Below are 18056 nucleotides of genomic sequence, written 5' to 3' on the forward strand. Positions count from 1 at the left end.
ATCTACAAGTCCAGCAAGTGGTCGCATGGCAGAAGCCGACCGGAACCGGCCCTGACGCCTCTTCGCGCACTGCCATCGAGTAGAACGCACCGTGGCACGTCGTGTGCGAACGACGGTTCGCTACAACGAATAGCGCGACCCGGCCATTGTCGGTTCGTGCATCTCATTCAAGGAGTCGATATGAAAACACGTCTCGTCGCGACGGCGCTTGCCGCCTCGCTACTGGTGGCTGTTGGCAGCGCCTCGGCGCAGGAAACGTATTACCGCACGGCGCAGGTGCCGGGACAAACCACGGCGGATACCTCGTCGCAACCGGCGATGCAAGGCAGCACGCAAGGCCAAACGGGCGATATGTCGTATGGCGGCGCGCCCGCCTCTCGTGGCGCCACTGGCGCAATCGGCACGACCGGAACCAACGCGGGCATTTCCAAGCCGTGCGTGCGCGGCCCGCCCTGCGACATATTCTTCGGCAACTGAAGCAGCAAGCGCGGCCTGAAAGTTGCGCTAGCATCCGGTGCATGATCCCGTGCGCTCGCATTCTCGTATGCGGGCGCCCTTTCCTTTTCCCTTTGGAACGATCGCCATGCACCGAGACGAATTCCTCGCCCTTCTTCCCGAGGAGGGCTTTCAAGAAGTCGTGACCGTCACGCGCGAGCCGAACGGCGCAATGGATATTCACGCGCATCCCTTCGAAGCCAAGGCGCTAATCGTCGAAGGCGAGATCACCATCCGCGTTGGCGATGACGAGCGGCTGTATCACGTCGGCGAGATCTTCCAGCTGTCCGCGAATCTCGAGCATGAAGAACGCTACGGACCGCAAGGCGTGACCTATCTGGTCGGGCGCAAGTAAGCCGCATCGGCGAACACACGACATCGAGGACGACATATGGCCACGCGAAAGACGGCGCGGATTCGCGTCGGTATTGGCGGATGGACGTTCGAGCCCTGGCGCGGCACGTTCTATCCGAAGGGACTCGCGCAGAAGCAGGAGCTCGAATACGCGAGCCGCGCGCTCACGACCATCGAGGTGAACGGCACGTTCTATGGCTCGCAAAAGCCCGAGACCTTCGCCAAATGGCGCGATGAAGCCCCGGACGACTTCGTGTTCTCGCTGAAGGCGCCGCGTTACGCGACCAATCGCCGGGTACTCGCCGATGCGGGCGAAACCATCGAGCGTTTCTTCAAGAGCGGCGTGTTGGAACTACAGAACAAGCTCGGCCCGATCAACTGGCAATTCGCAGCGACCAAGAAGTTCGATGCCGATGACTTCGGCGCTTTCCTCAAGCTGCTGCCCGCGAAAGTGGAAGGCCGCGCAATTCGTCATGCCGTCGAAGTGCGACACGAGAGTTTCAGCGATCCGGCATTCGTGGCGCTGGCGCGAAAGCATCGCGTGGCGATTGTCGTCGCGGGAGACTCGAAGTATCCGCAAATCGCGGATACGACCGCACCATTCGTCTATGCACGCATCATGGGAACGACAGAGAAGCAGAAGCAAGGTTACTCGAAGGCCGCGCTCGATGGCTGGGCGAGCCGCGCGAAAGAATGGGCGGCGGGTGGCGTGCCTGAGGATATGGCGAGGGCATCGACAAGCGCGGGTGCGAAGGTCGGTTCACGGGATGTGTTTCTTTACGTCATCAGTGGTTATAAGGAGCGCAATCCCGCTGCGGCAATCGCACTGACCGAACGAATCAATGGGACGACGTAATTCGACTGAGGCGAACGTTTCGCGGGTAGCGACCGGTGACGGTGTCTTTGTCGCTTCGTAGGTAAAGAGCCGTCACCGGATTTATGTCAGTTCACTTTCACAGGCGGTAGCAGGGTGTTGTAACCAAATGCCGTTCGGCCGATAAGGATCAATGCAAGTCCCAATGTCGCAGCGACGGCGAAGATTACGCCGAAGATTCCAGACGGCGAGAAATGTGCCGAAAGCACGGTAACTAGCGCTGCACTAAGCGGGATGGAGCACATGTTCATCAAGCCAATGACACCCGTGGTTTTTCCAAGGTGTTCTTTTGGAATGATCTGACTACGCACCGTGCGGATATAGACGCTGAAAGCGCCATCGCAAGCCATTAGCGCACTGTATCCCACCAAATAGACTGCATATTGGTTGGATAGCGCGAGTACCAGACCAGCCAGAATCATCGCGCAGAATGAACTGATGCCGAGCGCAGGCAATCCGAGTTTTCGCGCGATGCGCGGTACAAGCGTGCATGCCCCAATCGACGCAATGGCTGCCACGGTCTGAAGCAGGCCGAAGCGGCTTTCCGGCAATCCAAAGACTTTTACGACGACGGCCGCACTGACTACCAGCGCCGCGCCGTATACGAGGTTGACGACCCAAGTCAATGCCGAAAGATGGAACAACACCTTGTTCTGCATTAATACCTTCAGCGCTTGCTGATTAGACTGGCGTAATGCTCGCAGAGAAAAAGATTGATCGGCCGGCATGGGCTGCGTCTTGAAACCAAAAAGGATCACCGACGCTGTACCGAACATCGCAGCGCCAAGCATGAGAAGTGGATTCAAGCCATCCCACACCGAAATGAGTGCCGCAAGCGCGGGCCCTGCCACTTGCGTAATCTGCTCGACTGCCTGCAGCATGGAATGCGCCTTCGGTAGTTCTGAAGCCGCCAGATTGCGCGGAAGCATGGCCTCGGAGCCGACGAATGAAAGAATATAGGCGATTGAGAGAAAGGCCATCATCACGGACAGAACGCCGAACGTACTTACACCACATGCGATGAGTGCAAGCGCAATAATCAGCACTAAAGCTCTTCCAAATTCGATTCCGGAAAACAAATGCCCTGGCTTGAGCCGATCTGCGACAAACCCGGCCAAAGGAAAAAACACGATTCTCGGAATCCACTCGATGACAAACGCGAGTCCGGAATATTTGAGCTCACCGGTGCTTTTGAAGATGGTCAACGGGACGGCGAACAAGAGAAATTGATCAGCAAGGGCGCTGAGGAAGCGCGCAGCGACGAATCGCTTTAGGCGGAGAGTGGCGTGCTGCATGGCATCGATGATTGTCCGTTGAAGGCCGGGCGATTGCCCGAAAGCAAGAAAATTGTTCAGGTCTTGGCTCGGGGACAAGCAAGACCCGACTTCACCCTTTTCAATGTTCAGAACGCTTGATGGAGAAGATGTCGCGAGAAAGTTGCCGAGCAATTTGCAAATGCTCGTCAAAATCGTGTTCAGGCTTTCTGGCATTCCAGAAGAATTCAACAGACCCCTCGCGGGCGCGCCACGACAATGGCTTCTCCGACATGTCGAGAGGCTTTGCGGTGACCTGCATATTGACGACTGCATCCGGCAGTTCTTTGAGAATACGCACTCGTTCGATCATTCCCTGCGGCGCTTTCAAGAAGGCAATCGCAGAGAGGCCACGTGAGCGGGGGCTGTCTGACAGCGTAACGGGCATTCCCAAATAAGATGCGACGTGCAATTGATAAGGGTTGACGCCATAGCATCGTTCAACGAGATCCATAATCGCATCGCCGCCCGTACGTGCGCCGACTTCAATGATTCGGACATCGCCGTTTTCAGTGATCCGCGCTTCGAAGTGTGCTATGCCATATTGAATGCCAAGTGCCTTGCAAGCGCGTTCAGCTACATCACGCAAATTCTTGTTGCCGCTTTGCACAGATGGGACCGAGTGTCCAGTTTCGACGAAATAGGGTTCCGGTCCGAGGTACTTGTCGGTCACTGCAATAACTCGATGTATATCACCCTGGTTGAATACCTCGACGCTGACCTCATTGTCAGACTGGATGTATTCCTCCACGACAAATACGTCTTCCGGCGTCATATAGGCGCCGTTCAAGGCCTTGATATCTGCCACACATTGGCTGAATGCCGATTCAATGGCGTCGTAACTTGTTACCTTGATGACGCCTACACTCCCGGCAAGTTCGCGCGGTTTGATTACAACGGGCAGACCAATATCCCTGGTCAATTGCTTCAGTTCGTCGAGAGTGGCGAACGCGCCGAAACGCGGCACAGGCAAGCCCGCCTCGGCCAGCACCTGTTTCATCAGGTATTTGTCCCGACACTTGTTCACCGTGTCAGCGGAATTATGGTTTAGTTGGTAGTGACGCGAAACCTCCAGCGCACTTCGTACCGTGAAATCATTCATGGGAATCACCGCGGCCGGACGCGCGCCAAACTCCCGTTCATGGTGGAGCACGGCCGCGAGGACGCCTTCGGGATCGGACACATCGGCGGAGATAAATCCGTCGAAGAATTTGATTGTGTTAGACGTACGCGTCTTGGCCAACGTCAACACTCGCATGCCGTTGGATGCGCGTAGTGCGCCTGCCAGGACTCGCTCCCGGAGCGGAAATTCGCCGCCGAGAATCAGGATATAAGGTTCGTTCTGTTCAATCATCAATATGCTCCTTGTGTATCATTTAGCTGTGGCCGAGTCGGGACGATTCGTTTCATCGCCGAAGGATCATGCGAAGACCAGGCACTCACGAGTGGCGCGATCGCGAATGCCCCATAGGTTGTTACGTATGTTTGCGCGTAAAAGCCATCGGTCCAGACCGTCGTAAGAGGCCTCGAATTCGGTACGCGCATGCACTCCCTTCCGATTATTGATAAGCAATGCCTGGCCCGGGCGCAGACCTACTCCGTTGTTTTCGCCTACTTGTTGACATGCATCGAGCAGTGTCCGCAATGCATGCTCAGATTCCATATCAATGGCCCGCACTCCATTAGCCGCGACAAAAATCTCTGGAAAGTTCTCTGGGCCCGAAAGAATAGGAACCGGTGCCGACCAAACCTTTTCCCCGTTTGTCGCACCGTGAATCAACAGCGTGTAGTTGCTTGGAGCCGCCATTAGAAAGCGCGCCTGACGAAGGATCACAAGCGTATTTGCGTCCAAGCGGGATGCCACGTCGCGCGCATCGGCGTAGAGTGTTCGCGCAGTGCCGGCCTTATCCGCACGCAAGCAAAGCAGGAGAAGAAAGTCCGGATTGTGCGAATTGAATATCAACGACTCGTCATACATTGAATCGTTGTGAAAGTTCAGGAAGATCTTCGAGCTGCGATTCGATTGCGTGTATTCACCGCCTCGCATTGGAACGACGTGATGGACGACTTGGCCATCTTTCTCGGATAAATAGCCGACCGGTATTCCGATCAACTGAGCCAAACCAAGCAGCGACTTCTCCGACTTATCGGCAAGCGTCACGCCGACTTGCCCTTGAACTGGTGTTGCTGGCAACGGGTCGTCTATTGGAAGTCCGTCAATGAGCATGACACCGGCACTCGACGGATCACGTCCAAACTGAAAAATCTCGAACAAGAGTCCGTCGGGTAACGTTGCAAACACGCGATAAAGACTCGCCAAAGCCTTCGAATAGTTCCCGTGCGGCGGTTCGATATGTATATAAGCATCACTAAGCGCTGCTCGTTCTGTTTCTGTCAAAGAATAGGTTTTCAACGCAATGCTCCCAACTCGATAAAGAATAAGTGCGATCAGGCGACGCCGTCCGTTCCTTCCACCGCGAGTGCTTCCTGATTTTTATGACGACAGAACCACATAATGTCGGCCTCAAGTCTGTAGAAGATGTCCTCTTCGAGAACATGGCCGAGGGCTTTGAGGTGACGTCGTTTCAAATGCGAAGGAATCGGCAAGTTTCCGAAATCGAACATGCGTATTGCGCCGTCTGGAGCCCGCATCGGCACCACCTGCGAAAGCGCGTATCGACTTGCGCTAAAGGGCACGTCAAGCTGACCGGTGGAGAATGCGCGACATATCGATTCGATGAGATTGTCTGCGTCGAGAACTGGCGAGAGCAGCGCCGAGACTTCCGCGAGTATCCAGGCCAACTCATCTTCTACGCTGTCTTTTTGCGCATTGACCAGATCGAGAATCCAGCTGTTCGCGGCTTTACTTAAGAGCACTCCACTGACGTTGGCCTCCAAAGAAGGCACACCAGCCGACTCTTGGTAAGTCTTGTTGATCGTTTTTACTGCGCCGCCTGCTTTGGCCACCATCGCACCACGCAAGATCAGCGCGTCACAATCTTGCCGTTCGCGAGGGAATGCACCCATGAATTGATGAAAAACAGGGAAAACGTCGTCGACGCAGTCCGGCAATAAAAGCTCGGCCAAACGAGGTATGGCCCGCAACATTGCGATGTCTTGCACGGTGTTCCCCGTCTGGCACACAGCAATTGAAAGACAACGTACTCCGGCTGTGTGCGCCAAAATCGCCTCGAGAAAAGCGATTGCCAACTGAATGGATGGTGGCATTAACACGGCGGTTAAAGTACCGAAAAACTCTCGGTCCACGATCACGCCTCGGCGCGCGAGTTCGCCGCACTTTAAATCGACTTCGCTCCACCAATTCAGTGAGTCGCGCAGCGGCACGTCCTTGCAATACGGAATGTTGTAACCGATCCCACCGCCCTCGAACGCGCTGAATCCCGAAGCGAGCGAGACCTCGTATAACAGCCGGGGATCGGGCGAGCCATGACGGATCTGCACGGGCGCGATTACCGTTTCGTTCAGTTCTCTGCCAAGCCGCCATCCATGCGCGACCAGAGGGTAGCCATTTAGTTCGTTTGGCCGCTCTCTTGCAAGCTGGGTGGCAACATCGAACCGTTTTAGACGGGTATGGGCATCGATCGTGATCGTGGCGATATCGGGAGCAGCGTATTCTTCCAGTCCTGCGATCAGACCGCGCATGTTATCGTGACCACCCACACCGCAGCGTGGTTGAACCAGCATTCGACCGCTGCGCCGTGCTTCGAGCAACCGGTCATACACGGTCTCTTTCGGCAGCCTCTGCAAATAGTCGATCACTTCAGCCGTTTCCGGTGCCTCATGTCCAAACTGTCTGGCGTGCTGAATATATTCATCAAACATGGGGCACTCCTTCCGTACGGTCCCACACCGCAAGCATTCGACTAAACGGCGATCTCTCAATGGAAGCGGCTACGTCACCTGAGTTGGGCTTCGCGCAGTATCGTGCGTGCTGTTCCAGACTACGCTCGGCTAGCTGTATAGGCGGTACGAGCTCGTACAGGACCTTCCCTTCGGCGAGACAAACGGTCAGAAGTCGGCCTTCGATTGGCTGCAGGTCGAGGCCGTGGTCATCGATCAGAAAGCGCGACGAGTCAAAAAACCCGCACGTCACAACAAGTTTTTCGCTGCCGTCTTTGTCCTCGACCATGAGGTTCGGTACGCCCGCCTGATTGAGGACTGCGGCGCCCTTGTTTCGCATGTTCGTTGTTCCTGCGAAACAGCGCGAGCGCGTGTCTGGAATTACCGCCGGTACAAAGGGCGAATCCGAATCGATAACAGTACCGGCAGAAAATTCATCGTGATTTGCTCGGCAAACGATGCGTACACGACGCTGCGCGGCGTGCTCCACACCGCGGTGATGAAGCACTTTTGCACCGCAACGCGACATCGTCATTGCTTGCGTGTACGAAAGTGCCGGCAGCAGATGGGCATCCGTGACCGTGCTCGGGTCGCAACTATAGACACCCGGAACGTCGGAGAATATTTCTACCTCCTCACAGCCGAAAGCGGCAGCGAGAGCAATGGCCGATAAGTCGGAACTGTTTTTCCCCATCCATGTTGTTTCGCCGGTCTCCTCAGCGGACGCCTGACCGCCCGGAATCACAATGACGTCATGATGGTCGAGGGAGCGCGCTACGGGTTGGATATCGACCGACGTCAGGCGCGCACGTGAATAATTCAGGTCGGTCCGTATTCCGATCTGACTTCCAAGCGAGACCGTTGCATTCACGCCGGCTGCCTGCAAAGCGCTGGCAACCATGACGGCGCCAATACTGTCCGCAAGCGGAAGTCCGGCATCGATCAAACGGTCCGACGGATTGTCATTCAGCCCAAGCAAAGTGCTTCGATACTGTTCCGTCAGTCCAGTGGGTGCGCTCACCACGAATATCACGCGATGCGCGGGGCTTCGATGTTGCAATTCCTGCCGGAGCCACTGACAGACGAAGTGCATGCGCGCCTGGTCTGAGAATGAAGAGCCGCCGAACTTCATCACACTGAGAGGATAATTTCTATTCATGCCGATCTCGTCTTTCGTGTGCCTCACGCGTTGGCAAATCCGCGCGAATTGCGGAGGTCAAAGCGCTGCTGGGCAATCAGCGTCTCCGCGATTTGAACTGCATTGAGCGCAGCACCGATCCGAATGTTGTCGGACACCACCCAGAACCAGAATGCGTCAGCGTTCTCAGGATCTCGACGGATTCGACCAACGTGCACGAAATCGGATGAACCGACCATTCGAGGCGTCGGTACATCGGTCGCGTTCGCACCGTCATATACCCGAATCTCGGGCGCGGCACGCCAGAGCATTTTCAATTGCTCTGTATCTACCGCATGGCTACATTCGACATAGTTCGCAGCACTGTGACAGTTCCGCACCGGAACGCGCACACAAGTCGCGCTGACATGAATCTGCGGCGCCTCCAGAATCTTGCGGGTTTCCTGCACCATCTTCCGCTCCTCCAAGGTAAATCCATCCCCCTCCAGCACATCGATGGAAGGAACCACGTTGAAGCCAAGCGGAACGACGAATCGGCTGTGTACTGGCTCCTCTGTATCTCCGTCGAGGATTTCCCTGACGGAATCGTTGAGCTCATCAAGCCCTGTAAGTCCGGCGCCGGAGGCAGCCTGATAAGTGGCCGCGATTACTTTTCGCACCGGATTGATCCGGTGTACGGGATCAAGCAAACGAACGACAGGAATCGTGGAGCAGTTTGGATTGGCGATAATATTTGACTGTGGCCGGGTCGCCAATACGTGCGCATTCACTTGTGGGACGAGAAGCGGCGTGTCGCCATCCATGCGAAACGCATTCGTGTTGTCGATCACGAGCGCGCCCTGAGCAGCGGCGCGACGAGCGTGATGTCGGCTGACGGTCGAGCCGGCCGAGAAGAAGGCAATATCGACTTCACTAAAATCGAAATGCTCGAGATCAACCACGCGCCGGGCCTCGCCACGAAAGCAAATCTCCTTTCCGGATGACCGACTCGAAGCGGCAACGCCGACTAACTCGGCGTCGATATTTCGTTCCTCCATGAGGCGCAACAATTCCTGACCCACGGCACCTGTGGCGCCTGCGATAGCGACTTTGACAATGGATTTGCGCATGATTCGGTTTCCTCTTTTTATTCGAATTAACCTACGAACTCGGGTGTCTCGACCTGAAACGGCAAAACTGCTGGCGCCAGATTCGAAAGCACATGCATGACTTCTCTTGGATGCCTCAACACCATGTCGACGCCTAATGCATGAAGGTCCTGAACGACCTGGTCGCTCTTGACTGCTCCAACGGACAAATTTCCGCCAACGATGATGGGAGCGGTGACGTCGTAGCGAGCACGCAACTCGGGCAGATCGGCCAGATCGGCTCTCGCGTGACCGTTCAAGCTACCGATCAGAATTGCGACTAAATCGTCTGCTTGGCTCGCCGCCTGCATGAATTCCTCGCTGGAAGTGCAGGCGCCAAGATTTATTACCTTGAAGTTTTGGCGGCGTAGGTACATTGCGATCAAATGATTCGCGACCACGTGCGGATCGCTGACGGCAACGCCAAGCACGATGGTTCCTCGATTCTTCGCAAAAGGCGAATTACCGGAATACGTTGTGTCTGTTTTTTGAAGGGACGGCACGTTGAGCTCCTTTTCTTTTTATCAGCCAAAAGCAACGTATGGGCAGCGCTCTCCCGCGTTGCGAATGGCAGCCTCAAAAATCTTTCAAGTCAGTGAAATTCCGGGGAGATTAGAAGACCCCCTCGCGACCACAGATCGTTTTTCAGCCGGGGCAGCTTTAGGGGAGATGCATGTCCAAGATGCGCAGCGAAGATATCCGCGTAGTTTCCAACCTGCTGAACGATACGTAGCGCAAACCTTGGCTGGAGCCCGAGTGTCTTTGATTTGTCCTCGGAAGCATTCAAGAACTCACGAACATGAGCCGGTCCCTTTTTAGCGAGGTCGTCGCAATTCCCTGCGTTAATTCCGAGCTCCTCGGCTTCGATGAGAACGCGCATGATCCACGCAATCGCCCGTTGCCACGCAGGGTCTCCATAACGAATTACTGGGCCCATTGCTTCCTTGGATATATGATCGTCCAGAATGACATGAGCGTCCGGGTCCGGCAGTCGGAGACGTTCGCCAGTCAGGGGAATACGGTCGAGAGCGTACAACGTGCATTCGCCTTCGGCGTACGCTTGTAAAGCTTCGGCTGGCGTTGCGTAGGAACGCTGCACATACGCGAGTTCGCGCGCGCCGAAATAGCGTTCGAGGTTGACCTGCGTGGTTGCACCGCGCTGGACGGCAACGATGCGATTCGCCAGCACACGGACACCCTGCCTGGCGTCCAACCCAACCATGTCCACCGCTTTCACCATTAGCGCTTCCCCGTCGTATAACATTGCCTTCGGGAAGATCACGCCGTGCTCCAGTTCACGACCCAACGTGGCACTTGCGTTGAACGTTCCGACGTCAACTTGTCCGGATGCCACCGCAACGCAACGCTGATCCGGCGCTATTGGAAAAAACTCGATTGCCGAGGCGTCTCCAAGCACGGCAACCGCAATAGCGCGAGCGAGTTCAACATCGAATCCTTGCCAATGTCCGGTTTGCGGATCGCGAGAGGAAAGACCGATGATTCCCTTGCTCACGCCTGCCAACAAGTGACCGCGCCTACGAATTTCTCGAAGCACGGATGCTGTTTCGACAAGTGGTTGGTCCTGCATGCCCGCCTCGATTTCCGTTTAGACCAGAACGATTATCGATGCGGCAATGAGCCCATGAAACTTAGTTTTTCTTTGGGATGCTTAGAATTACTGTCTATCTCTATTTTAAGCCAGCTGATCAAGTCGCTGCTGAGTCTGAACCGTTTGAAGCATGACCCAATCTCGAAGTGTACGAGCGATGGACGTTAAACCAACGAACGATGGATAAACCAAAAAATAGCCGAGTTCGGTTTCAAAACTCGGCTCATCCAGTGCGACCAAAAGCCCTTGATCCAGCAGGCCACCAATCAACACATGGCGTCCGAGCAAAAGTCCGCAGCCACTGACCGCAGCTTCAATCGAGGTGTTCGCGTCGGTACAAATCATTTTTCGCTCCGGCGGTCTTGGCGCAATACTTCGCTTTGCGAACCAGTCATTCCACGTCACTTGCTCCCCTGACCGCATACCGACATCGAGAATAAAGCAGACTTCATCGAAGCTGCCCTCCGCAATTTTTGTTTCTATTTCGTCTTTGAGCGAAGGGGCGCAGACGGCCTGAAAACGTTCTTTGAAAAGAAGGTCGGCGCTTAGTGGCTCGTAACGTCCAGAGCCAAATCGAAAGGCCATGTCGAATGATTCATTCGAGAAATCGACGAGCCGTGGGGAACCGTCGACGTATAGCTCGATTTCTGAATTTTCCTTGAAGAAAGCAGGCAACCTGGGATTGAGCCATCGGCTGGCAAACGCAGGGAGCGCGCTGATCGCTATGCGCGAAGACTGCTGTTCCGTTGGCCGAAACGCACGCGAGATGAGGTCAAGCGCATTGGAAATGTCGGCAATGGCACTTTTACTAATGTCGGTTGGAATAAGCTGATGCTTGCGCTGAAGAAATAGCCTACGGCCGATATAGTCTTCCAATGTTCTTATTTGTTGACTTATTGCCGATGGCGTAACGTTGAGTTCGTGAGCGGCCTGCGTTAATGAACCCAAGCGAGCAACAGATTCAAATACTTTTACCGCATTTAGCGGCGGCAACCGTCGGCGGATCTTCCGCAATTCGCCGTGCGCCTGTGGTTCGAACGCTTCTACATTGAGTGGCGCGTCTGCGCTTTTTGTCGCCAAGATAATGCCTCAAGCGTGGAAGGTTCAGTACGCCGGGGTCAGAGTCTCCGTTCATTAAGGAACGGCGCAAAAAGGCTGCCATCCAACAAAATTTTTTATTTGACCCCCTAGTCAAACGACTTTAACCACGCCTTAGGTGTTCTGACACTAGAAATTTCCTAATTCAAATAAATGTGCGCCAACAAATGCTTGGTTTTTCAAAGCGGGTTGCGCCACTAGTGCCAGACAGTCATCGACGCAAGGTTCTACTACTGATTGCTCCTTCCCTCGCGACAAAAATGCCCCGCCCCCAAACGAAGCATTTTCGCCGCAGTCCCTTAGATCACTGCCCGCTCATCGCACCATGCAAGGCCTCTTGTTATCGAACTTCCAGTTCGGAATCAGATACTGCATGGCGACGCCATCATCGCGCGCGCCGAGTCCGTGTTGCAGATACAGCGCGTGCGCCTTCTCCACTTCATCCATATCGAGTTCTACGCCTAAACCCGGCTGCTCCGGCACCTTCACCTTGCCGCCCACGATTTGCAGCGGATCTCGCGTCAGACGCTGGCCATCCTGCCAGATCCAGTGCGTATCGATCGCCGTGATCTTGCCCGGCGCGGCGGCGGCCACATGCGTGAACATCGCGAGCGATACATCGAAGTGGTTGTTCGAATGCGATCCCCACGTAAGACCCCAGTCGTTGCACATCTGCGCGACGCGCACCGAGCCTTGCATGGTCCAGAAGTGCGGATCGGCAAGCGGAATATCGACGGATTGCAACTGGATTGCGTGGCCCATCTGCCGCCAGTCGGTCGCGATCATGTTGGTGGCCGTCGGCAGGCCAGTCGCGCGGCGGAATTCGGCCATCACTTCGCGGCCCGAGTAACCGTTTTCCGCGCCGCACGGATCTTCGGCGTAGGCCAGAACGTCGCGCTTGTCGCGACACAGGCGGATGGCTTCGGCAAGCGACCACGCGCCGTTCGGATCGAGCGTCACGCGCGCTTCCGGGAAGCGTTCCGCGAGCGCGGTCGTCGCCTGCATCTCTTCGTCGCCGGATAGCACGCCGCCCTTCAACTTGAAATCGTTGAAGCCGTAGCGCGCCTTCGCGGCCTCGGCCAGACGGACGACCGCTTCCGGTGTCATCGCTTCTTCGGTGCGCAGGCGTTCCCAGTCGTCGCGGCCATCCGCGCCGCTCGCGTACGGCAGGTCCGTCTTGTTGCGATCGCCGACATAGAACAGATAGCCGAGCATCTCCACTTCGTCGCGCTGCTGCCCTTCGCCGAGCAACGCCGCGACCGGCACGCCCAGATGCTGACCGAGCAAATCGAGCAGCGCCGCTTCGAGCGCGGTGACGGCGTGGATGGTCGTACGCAAGTCGAACGTCTGCAGGCCGCGGCCGCCCGCGTCGCGATCCGCGAATTGCGTGCGCACGCGGTTCAGCACCGCCTGCATGTTGCCGATGGATTGCCCGACGACGAGCGCGCGCGCATCGTCGATCGTCTTGCGGATGCTCTCGCCGCCCGGCACTTCGCCGACGCCCTGATTGCCCGCGCTATCGGTGAGGATCACGATGTTGCGCGTGAAGAACGGCCCGTGCGCGCCACTCAGGTTCATGAGCATGCTGTCACGGCCCGCGACCGGTACGACGCGCAGGTCGGTGACTTTGGGTGTGGCGTTCGCTTGAGGTGCTTGAGTGGACATGGTCGGGGCTTCGTTGGGTTGGTTTGCGCTGCGCTTGTTTTCGCGCGAGAGCACATTGAGTCGCGGCACCGATGGCACGCGGAGAACCAAGACGATGTCTCGCGCGCCGCAACGCCGGTATCCATGAAAGTGACGTAGCGCGTCTTCGTCGTCGTTCCGCGCAATATACGATCAGCGGTTCGCGCGCGTTATGTGACATGCAAAAGCACGCCGATACCGTTATATGTTGTCAGATGACATGGTATCGCGAGTCGTCATGAACACCAATTCGGCGTTTACCCTGTCGCGCTTAAGTCCTTTCGTACAAGCCCTCTACAGCGCTCGATCCTTCTAGCAGTTCGAATGGGCAAAGGCCAATTAAGACGTCCGACAACTAATAGCGAGTGCGCCCGCGTCGAGCCTCACGGCAAGGGCCAAGCTCCAACGAGCCAGCCAAAAACAAAAGCCGGCGAACGCCGGCTTGTCGACGACAGTTGAACCGGCGTCTTACTTCTTTTCCTGCCCAATCTCATGATTCGCCATGATCTCCAGCGCGCGAACCATTCCCGAGTGATCCCACGCCTTACCGCCATGCGCGCTGCACGAGTTGAACAACTGCTGACACGTCGCCGTGTTCGGCAGCGACACGCCAAGCGACTGCGCGGTCGCCAGTGCCAGATTCAAGTCCTTCTGATGCAATTCGATCCGGAAGCCCGGATTGAATGTGCGCTTAGTCATTCGCTCGCCGTGCACTTCGAGAATGCGTGACGACGCGAAGCCGCCCATTAGCGCGGTGCGAACCTTCTCGGCATCGACGCCGGCCTTCGACGCCAGCAGCAGCGCTTCGCCGACTGCTTCGATGGTTGCCGCGACGATCACCTGATTCGCCACCTTGCAGACCTGCCCGGCGCCCACTTCGCCGATCAGCGAGATGTTCTTGCCCATCATGTCGAAGTACGGCTTGACCTTGTCGAAGGTCGCCTGCGTGCCGCCGACCATGATGGTGAGCGATGCCGCCTTCGCGCCGACTTCACCGCCGGAAACGGGCGCATCGAGGTAATCCGCGCCGCGCTCGCGCACCTTCGCCGCGAACTCGCGCGTGGCGATGGGCGAAATCGAGCTCATATCGACGACGATCTGACCCGCGCGCAAGTTCTGCGCGACGCCGTTCTCGCCGAACAGCACGCGCTCTACGTCGGGCGTGTCCGGCACCATCAGGAAAATGATGTCGGCCTGGGCGGCGACATCCGCCGGGCTATCGCACGCCTTGGCGCCCGCGCCGGTCAGATCGGCGGGCACGCCGCTGCGCGTGAATGCCGCAAGTTCGACGCCGTTCTTGAGGAGATTGGCGGCCATGGGATTGCCCATGATGCCCAGTCCGATAAAGCCTGCCTTTTGCATTGTGTCGCTCCTTGGTCGGTTTTCAGATTCGATTCTCGAAGTCAGCCGCGGGTCTTGCCACCCGCGCAGCTTACTCCTGGATGAAGTGCTTCTTCACGCCCTGCGCGGCGTTCCGGAGCAGCCCCAGGTCGGCGCAGACCGCGACCATCGTGCAGTCCAGCGCGAGATAGCGCTCGGCTTCCTGCTGCACTGGCGCGAGAATGCCGCTCGACTTGCCAGCCGCGTGCACGCGTTCGAAGACATGTTTGATGGCGGCTTGCACGTCCGGATGATTCGCATTGCCGAGATGTCCGTACGATGCCGCGAGATCCGAAGGCCCGACGAAGAGCGCATCGACGCCGTCGACGGCCGCGATTTCGTCGATGGCTTCGACGGCCGCGCGGCTTTCGATCTGCACCGCGACGGCGATGTTGTCGTTGGCCAGGTCGAAGTAATTGGGCACCGTGCCATACCGGTTGCCCCGATGCCCGACCGACACGCCGCGAATGCCCTGCGGCGGATAGCGCGTGGATGCCACGGCGCGGCGAGCGTCGTCGGCGCTATCGACGAACGGAACGAGAAAGTTGACGAAGCCCGCGTCGAGCAAGCGCTTGATGGCGACGGCGTCGTTGGCCGGTGGCCGCACCACGGGCGCACTGACGCTGTCTTTCAGCGCCATATGCTGCGGAATCAGCGTGATGGAATCGTTGGGCGCGTGCTCGGCGTCGAGCAGAATCCAGTCGAAGCCGACAACGCCGAGCAATTCCGCGACGATAGGACTGGCAAGCGACGTCCAGCATCCAATCACTTTCTTGCGTGCGAGAAGCGCCGCCCGGAAGGTATTGGGCAAAGCTTGATAAGGTGCCGTTGATGACATGGTGTCTCCTTGAGCGACTGTCTTTCGATGAGAAGCCGGTGTCTGAGATTGCGAATGTCATCAGACGTCTTAACACAGGGTACTGTGTTTTCATCCACATTAGACAGCGGAGTTAACCCTTAATCCTTTTTCCGGCGACGTTTAAAGCGGTATCGTTAAGCGCGACAAGTTATATGACATCCTATTTGTTAAGCGCTGCGAGCGCTGGAATCGCCGAATTGACGAACGAACGGCGTGACGACATGATGCGTTGTCTGACATCCAAGTTACAGGCTGCCCACGGCGCGGACAGGATGTCCGACCACACCATTCTTCCCAACATCGAAAGAACATGGCGAGTTTGACCGATAAAGTTGTCACCACGTTGTTCGAGGACATCGAGCGCGGCGTTCTGCGACCTGGCGACCGAATTCCGACCGAAGCCGCGTTGATGAAGCAACTGTCGGTGAGCCGGTCGGTGGTGCGCGAAGCGGTGTCGCGGTTGCAGGCGGCGAATGTCGTCGAGACGCGGCATGGCGTCGGCACTTTCATTCTGGCGCCGTCCGGGCGCGAGACCGTTCGCTTACCGGGCGTCGAGTTGTCGAACCTGCTGGACATCATGGCGATCATCGAGTTTCGCATCGACCTGGAAGGCGCGGCCGCCGCGCTCGCCGCGGCACGCCGTACGGAGCAGCATCTGAAGCAGATTGCCGCGACGCTCAGAAACTTCGAGGATCAACTGACGAGCGGCAGCACCGATGTTCTCGAACACGACGTCGAGTTTCATCTGCAAATTGCGCGGGCAAGCGGCAACCGATATTTCTACGACGTCCTGAGCCAGATGGGCCGAGGCGTAAGTCCGCGCACGCGGCTTGGCCGGGCGGAGTTGGCAGAGCTGGATCAGATCGAACGCCTGCGCAATGTTCTGAATGAACACAAGGCGATTTATCGGGCGATCGTGCGTCAGGACAGCGACGACGCACGCGCCGCGATGCGCCTGCATCTTAGTAACAGCCGTGAGCGGTTGAAAGACGTGCATGCGTCGGCTGCGGTCTGAAACATCGCACGGGTTTTGAGCAGCGCGCCTCGTCTGTCTAAGTTAACAAAAGGATTCGTATGTATACGTAGTAATAGTTAACAAGCACGAGGCGTTTCAGTGGATAAGTACCGTCGTGCTTTTCCGATCAACGAGTTGGCGCTTTAACAAGTCCGGTATGGCGAGCGCGTTTGCGGACGGAAGCTGGGACAACTTTCGGTGTTTGCGGGTTAACGCGAAGTTATCCAGAAACCGCCAACAGACGAACAGTCGAGCTGTTGACAGGGTTGTCCACAGGCGTGAGGCCACGCGCACCTGGTTGGTCGAGATCCTCTTGGTCATGGCGTCGAGGGTTTCGACGGTTATCGGCAGGTGGTCGGCGTAGCGTTTGAAGTCCGATGCGATGGCCGCGATTCGATCGATGGAGGGCGCAGCGACACGTGGCGCGATGCCGGTCTTGCTGGCGAGCTTCATGAGATGCTCGCGCGTCACGGCCCTTGCCTCTCCACAGACATCCATTTGATGCTCGCCGCCCGGACCTGAATTAAACGTGAGGTCGTACGCGGGTGGAAACTGCCAGCGGCCATCCGCGTCCATCACGAAGAATAAGTTCTTGGCGTGATCGTCGCGATTGTCGAAGACGACGTCGAACACGCATCGCTCGAAGGCCTGAAGTACTTCGCGTGCATCGCGCGTCATGAACAGCGTGAGTCTCAAGAGCGTGACGTAGTGCATCTGAGGGACGCGAAAGTCGGCGTGCGCCACGCCGGCTGCCGTATGCATGGGACGCGCATGCCGCTCGCGCGATCGAATCGTTCGATACCAAAGGCGGCCATGGAATCGCCGAGATCGAAATAAGCCGTGACGGGCATTCGTAGCTCGCACGCAGTTGCAATGGCGCCGTACATGGCCTCGACCGCGCAGACTTCCTTGTGATCGGAGCGCGGCTTGAGTTCGAAAGGGAGATCCAGATTGTCGGCAAGGCCCAACATGCCATTGCGACGCGGATAAAAGAATCGAGCGACCCTTGTCCGCCGCGTTCGATATCGCGCAGTGCACGCGTCGTTATGCCGGCGCGGCTTGCCACGTCTTCCCTGTTGGAGATTTTGCAAGGCGATGAGCGCGCAGGCGCTGGCCTAATTCCTCTGAAATCTCAGCTGAGCTTGCTAAGTTAAAGCGCATTTTTTTGCCGGATAAATGCAAAGATTGACGCTTACCGGCGTTGTTTTACCGCTTAGAAAAGGGTGCCACTTGTTTCAGGATATGCCCAT

At 56.9% G+C, this 18056-nt stretch carries 17 protein-coding genes; 4 read left to right on the top strand and 13 right to left on the bottom strand.

Going from position 1 to position 18056, the window contains the following annotated elements:
• Nucleotides 1–180: 180 nt before the first annotated feature.
• The 3 genes from LDZ28_RS12840 (at nt 181) to LDZ28_RS12850 (ending at nt 1705) form a co-directional block, all read left to right on the top strand.
• Nucleotides 181–477: a hypothetical protein gene (locus LDZ28_RS12840; RefSeq protein ID WP_244826480.1), complete on the top strand. Its 297-nt coding sequence runs from the start codon at nt 181–183 to the stop codon at nt 475–477.
• 106 nt (nt 478–583) lie between these two features.
• Nucleotides 584–850: a cupin domain-containing protein gene (locus LDZ28_RS12845; RefSeq protein ID WP_244826481.1), complete on the top strand. Its 267-nt coding sequence runs from the start codon at nt 584–586 to the stop codon at nt 848–850.
• Nucleotides 851–886: 36 nt separating this feature from the next.
• Nucleotides 887–1705, top strand: coding sequence for a DUF72 domain-containing protein (locus LDZ28_RS12850; RefSeq protein ID WP_244826482.1), 819 nt, complete (start codon nt 887–889; stop codon nt 1703–1705).
• A gap of 86 nt (nt 1706–1791) precedes the next feature.
• Here LDZ28_RS12850 and LDZ28_RS12855 read toward each other — a convergent pair whose 3' ends face one another.
• From LDZ28_RS12855 to garL, 12 genes are all read right to left on the bottom strand, one after another.
• Nucleotides 1792–3213, bottom strand: coding sequence for an MFS transporter (locus LDZ28_RS12855; protein ID WP_244826483.1), 1422 nt, complete (start codon nt 3211–3213; stop codon nt 1792–1794).
• Nucleotides 3119–4390, bottom strand: coding sequence for an acetyl-CoA carboxylase biotin carboxylase subunit family protein (locus tag LDZ28_RS12860; protein ID WP_244826484.1), 1272 nt, complete (start codon nt 4388–4390; stop codon nt 3119–3121). The genes LDZ28_RS12855 and LDZ28_RS12860 overlap by 95 nt, the downstream gene beginning before the upstream one ends.
• 66 nt (nt 4391–4456) lie before the next feature.
• Entirely contained in the window at nt 4457–5449 is a 993-nt protein-coding gene (locus LDZ28_RS12865) for a TauD/TfdA family dioxygenase (protein WP_244826485.1), read from the bottom strand.
• A 35-nt stretch (nt 5450–5484) separates the two neighbouring features.
• Entirely contained in the window at nt 5485–6879 is a 1395-nt protein-coding gene (locus LDZ28_RS12870) for a hypothetical protein (protein WP_244826486.1), read from the bottom strand.
• Nucleotides 6872–8056, bottom strand: a complete 1185-nt coding sequence (locus tag LDZ28_RS12875; RefSeq protein WP_244826487.1) for a hypothetical protein — start codon at nt 8054–8056, stop codon at nt 6872–6874. The genes LDZ28_RS12870 and LDZ28_RS12875 overlap by 8 nt, the downstream gene beginning before the upstream one ends.
• Before the next feature lie 23 nt (nt 8057–8079).
• Nucleotides 8080–9144, bottom strand: a complete 1065-nt coding sequence (locus LDZ28_RS12880; RefSeq protein ID WP_244826488.1) for an aspartate-semialdehyde dehydrogenase — start codon at nt 9142–9144, stop codon at nt 8080–8082.
• Between the two features lie 26 nt (nt 9145–9170).
• Nucleotides 9171–9665, bottom strand: a complete 495-nt coding sequence (locus tag LDZ28_RS12885) for a cobalamin-dependent protein (protein ID WP_244826489.1) — start codon at nt 9663–9665, stop codon at nt 9171–9173.
• 89 nt (nt 9666–9754) lie between these two features.
• Complete coding sequence (locus LDZ28_RS12890; protein ID WP_244826490.1) at nt 9755–10750, bottom strand: transporter substrate-binding domain-containing protein; 996 nt, start codon at nt 10748–10750, stop codon at nt 9755–9757.
• Between the two features lie 105 nt (nt 10751–10855).
• Entirely contained in the window at nt 10856–11851 is a 996-nt protein-coding gene (locus LDZ28_RS12895; protein ID WP_244826491.1) for a LysR substrate-binding domain-containing protein, read from the bottom strand.
• Between the two features lie 333 nt (nt 11852–12184).
• Nucleotides 12185–13534, bottom strand: a complete 1350-nt coding sequence (gene gudD / locus LDZ28_RS12900; RefSeq protein ID WP_244826492.1) for a glucarate dehydratase — start codon at nt 13532–13534, stop codon at nt 12185–12187.
• 486 nt (nt 13535–14020) lie between these two features.
• A complete protein-coding gene (locus tag LDZ28_RS12905) occupies nt 14021–14914 on the bottom strand; it encodes a 2-hydroxy-3-oxopropionate reductase (RefSeq protein WP_244826493.1) in 894 nt (297 codons plus the stop codon).
• A gap of 70 nt (nt 14915–14984) precedes the next feature.
• A complete protein-coding gene (gene garL / locus LDZ28_RS12910) occupies nt 14985–15770 on the bottom strand; it encodes a 2-dehydro-3-deoxyglucarate aldolase (RefSeq protein ID WP_244826494.1) in 786 nt (261 codons plus the stop codon).
• Nucleotides 15771–16101: 331 nt separating this feature from the next.
• Here garL and LDZ28_RS12915 point away from each other — a divergent pair, with 331 nt between their 5' ends.
• Nucleotides 16102–16806: a FadR/GntR family transcriptional regulator gene (locus LDZ28_RS12915; RefSeq protein ID WP_244826495.1), complete on the top strand. Its 705-nt coding sequence runs from the start codon at nt 16102–16104 to the stop codon at nt 16804–16806.
• Between the two features lie 96 nt (nt 16807–16902).
• Here the strand turns inward: LDZ28_RS12915 and LDZ28_RS12920 are convergent, their stop codons facing one another.
• Nucleotides 16903–17844 carry a HipA domain-containing protein gene (locus tag LDZ28_RS12920; protein WP_370652044.1) on the bottom strand — a complete coding sequence of 314 codons (942 nt, stop codon included), beginning with the start codon at nt 17842–17844 and terminating at the stop codon, nt 16903–16905.
• Nucleotides 17845–18056: the final 212 nt, after the last annotated feature.

Source organism: Caballeronia sp. TF1N1, assembly GCF_022878925.1.
GTDB lineage: Bacteria > Pseudomonadota > Gammaproteobacteria > Burkholderiales > Burkholderiaceae > Caballeronia.

What these genes read in the sequence shown, in the direction of transcription:
- LDZ28_RS12870 (WP_244826486.1), bottom strand. Translation starts at nt 6,879, where the DNA reads ATGTTTGATGAATATATTCAGCACGCCAGACAGTTTGGACATGAGGCA.
- LDZ28_RS12860 (WP_244826484.1), bottom strand. Translation starts at nt 4,390, where the DNA reads ATGATTGAACAGAACGAACCTTATATCCTGATTCTCGGCGGCGAATTT.
- gudD (WP_244826492.1), bottom strand. Translation starts at nt 13,534, where the DNA reads ATGTCCACTCAAGCACCTCAAGCGAACGCCACACCCAAAGTCACCGAC.
- LDZ28_RS12855 (WP_244826483.1), bottom strand. Translation starts at nt 3,213, where the DNA reads ATGCCAGAAAGCCTGAACACGATTTTGACGAGCATTTGCAAATTGCTC.
- LDZ28_RS12875 (WP_244826487.1), bottom strand. Translation starts at nt 8,056, where the DNA reads ATGAATAGAAATTATCCTCTCAGTGTGATGAAGTTCGGCGGCTCTTCA.
- LDZ28_RS12890 (WP_244826490.1), bottom strand. Translation starts at nt 10,750, where the DNA reads ATGCAGGACCAACCACTTGTCGAAACAGCATCCGTGCTTCGAGAAATT.
- LDZ28_RS12850 (WP_244826482.1), top strand. Translation starts at nt 887, where the DNA reads ATGGCCACGCGAAAGACGGCGCGGATTCGCGTCGGTATTGGCGGATGG.
- LDZ28_RS12880 (WP_244826488.1), bottom strand. Translation starts at nt 9,144, where the DNA reads ATGCGCAAATCCATTGTCAAAGTCGCTATCGCAGGCGCCACAGGTGCC.
- LDZ28_RS12845 (WP_244826481.1), top strand. Translation starts at nt 584, where the DNA reads ATGCACCGAGACGAATTCCTCGCCCTTCTTCCCGAGGAGGGCTTTCAA.
- garL (WP_244826494.1), bottom strand. Translation starts at nt 15,770, where the DNA reads ATGTCATCAACGGCACCTTATCAAGCTTTGCCCAATACCTTCCGGGCG.
- LDZ28_RS12840 (WP_244826480.1), top strand. Translation starts at nt 181, where the DNA reads ATGAAAACACGTCTCGTCGCGACGGCGCTTGCCGCCTCGCTACTGGTG.
- LDZ28_RS12915 (WP_244826495.1), top strand. Translation starts at nt 16,102, where the DNA reads ATGGCGAGTTTGACCGATAAAGTTGTCACCACGTTGTTCGAGGACATC.
- LDZ28_RS12905 (WP_244826493.1), bottom strand. Translation starts at nt 14,914, where the DNA reads ATGCAAAAGGCAGGCTTTATCGGACTGGGCATCATGGGCAATCCCATG.